This window comes from Burkholderiales bacterium (genome assembly GCA_013695435.1).
Taxonomy (GTDB): Bacteria; Pseudomonadota; Gammaproteobacteria; order Burkholderiales; family JACMKV01; genus JACMKV01.
The window spans coordinates 1-2,301 of sequence record JACDAM010000177.1 but is presented as its reverse complement, the minus strand read 5'-3'; the positions used below and the strand labels follow the sequence as shown (position 1 = coordinate 2,301).

The window sequence follows — 2,301 nt, the reverse complement described above, 5'->3', positions numbered from 1 at the left end:
GATTAGGGCCTGTTTACACTAATTCCATACGTGCGGCGGGGGAGAGACGGGTGCAGGGCAAGGCGCCGGCGACGCCGTTTGGTCACTCCAAACAAGGAAGCCGGCAACGCCACCATGCGCCCGTCTCTCCCCCGCCCCTTCGGGTTATCCCCCAGAAAGTCCGCAGGCGGCGTTGCGGTTCCTTGCGAGGCAGTAAGCATCGCTTCATCGCCGCGCCTTGCCTGCGGACTTTCTGGGGCAGACGCACATGGAAATGAGGCACGCATGGAATTAGTGTAAACAGGCCCTAGACTGCTGGCGGTTCGTTGTGCGAAAACTGGATTCCCGTTTGCACGGGAATGACAATTCCTTTTTAGGGCTTCGTGAGGAGGCGATTCGATTCGTCTACAGCGCGTCAAGTTCGCGCCTCTTGCCAGACGGTATGGGCGTCCGCCGAAGTCCACACCTTGAAATGAAGTTGTGAAAGCGCAAAAGGATCGTTGAGCAGCGCAATTTTTTGTGGGGCGGAGAGCGAGGCCGGGTCGTTGACCAGCGCATCCTGCACCAGACGGAAACGCTCATTGCGAAGTCTGCCCGATTGTTTAAGGCGAGCGACCCCGGAAGCGCACGCCAGCGCGTTGCTTACCGGCTCGACGACCGCTGCGATGAAATTCGGCGGGGCCGGCGAGCGGGCTATGTATTCCCGGGTCGCTTCGAGCTCCACGGGCGGACGCCATTCTTCGGGGATCAAAAAGAATCCCGCCCGCCGCGTCCACCGCCCGAGCGAAACGCGGCTTGTATATACCGAGAGCGGAATCGAGAGAATCAGAGCGCCGACGATAGGCGCGAGCCACCACAGAAACGATGGATTGAGCCAGTAAACGCAGCCGGCCCACACCGCGCCGAACAGCGTGTGCAGTCCATGGCGGCGCACGGCTTCTCCCCATCCAGTTTCGTTATCGCCGCGCGGCGGCGATTTCCATTGCAGGCGCCATCCCAGCAGCGCAGCGACCACGAACTGGGTGTGGAACAACATGCGTATCGGCGCGAGCAGCGCCGAAAAAAACAGCTCGATCAGCATGCTGAACAAGAGGCGCAGGCCTTCGCCACGACGTCTCGCTCCCTCCTTCACCCAGATCAACACCACGCTCAGGAGCTTCGGAAGGAACAGCAGGACCGCAGTCGCGATGAACAGGGCGAGCGCGCGCTCGGGATGCCATTCGGGCCACAGCGGAAACAGTTGGTTGGGCGCGGAAAAATACTCGGGTTCGACCAGGGTATGAATCGCCAACAACGCCGTCGAAAGCAACAGGAACAGAAACCACAGCGGCGCCGACAGATAAGCCATCACCCCGGTCACGAACACGACGCGATGCGCGGCATGCAGTTCTTGGGCGAGGAACAACCGGAAATTCATCAAGTTTCCCTGGCACCAGCGCCGGTCGCGCTTCAATTCATCGACGAGATTCGGAGGCATCTCTTCATAGCTGCCCGGGAGGTCGTAGGCGATCCAGACCGCCCAGCCTGCTCGCCGCATCAGCGCCGCTTCGACGAAATCGTGGGACAGTATTTCGCCGGACAAGCTGCCCCGGCCGGGCAGGCGACCGAGCGCGCAATGCTGCATGAAAGGCGCGACGCGGATGATCGCGTTGTGACCCCAATAGTGCGATTCGCCGAGTTGCCAGAAGTGGAGTCCTGCCGTGAACAGCGGCCCGTAGACGCGGGTTGCGAACTGCTGCAGGCGCGCGTACAAGGTTTCGCGCCCGGCGGCGTGCGGCGCGGTCTGGATGATGCCCGCGTTCGGATTCGCTTCGGCCAGTTGCACGAGACGGGTGATGCACGCGCCGGTCATCACGCTGTCGGCATCGAGTACGATCATGTAGCGGTAATTCGCCCCCCAGCGCCGGCAAAAATCCGCGATATTGCCGCTCTTGCGCTTGATCCTGTGCTGCCGGCGCCGGTAGAACACGCAGCCGAAGCCATCGACGCCGCGGCACAGTTCGAGCCACGCGTTGACTTCGGCGACGCGGATATCGGGGTCGGCGCTATCGCTCAGCAGAAAAAAATCGAAATGCCTGAGCTCACCGGTTCGTCTCACTGATTCATAAGTCGCGCGCAGACCGGCGAACACGCTGTTCACGTCTTCATTGCAGATCGGCATGACGATGGCGGTGCGCCCGGCCTCGGCGATCGGTTCGTCGCCGCTCACGCTGCGCGAGATCGAATGACGATCGCGCCCGAACAGCAGCAGCAGAAACCCCATGATTGCCGTCCAGAAGCCCGCCGAAATCCAGCAGACCAGGATCGCGAACAGGATAAGGA

1 protein-coding gene is annotated in these 2,301 nt (G+C 61.5%); it reads right to left on the bottom strand.

Features of this window, described 5'->3' with window-relative positions; genetic code table 11:
* Positions 1–394: 394 nt before the first annotated feature.
* On the bottom strand, positions 395–2,301 hold a 1,907-nt coding region (mdoH, locus tag H0V78_09060; GenBank protein MBA2351917.1), incomplete at its 5' end, for a glucans biosynthesis glucosyltransferase MdoH.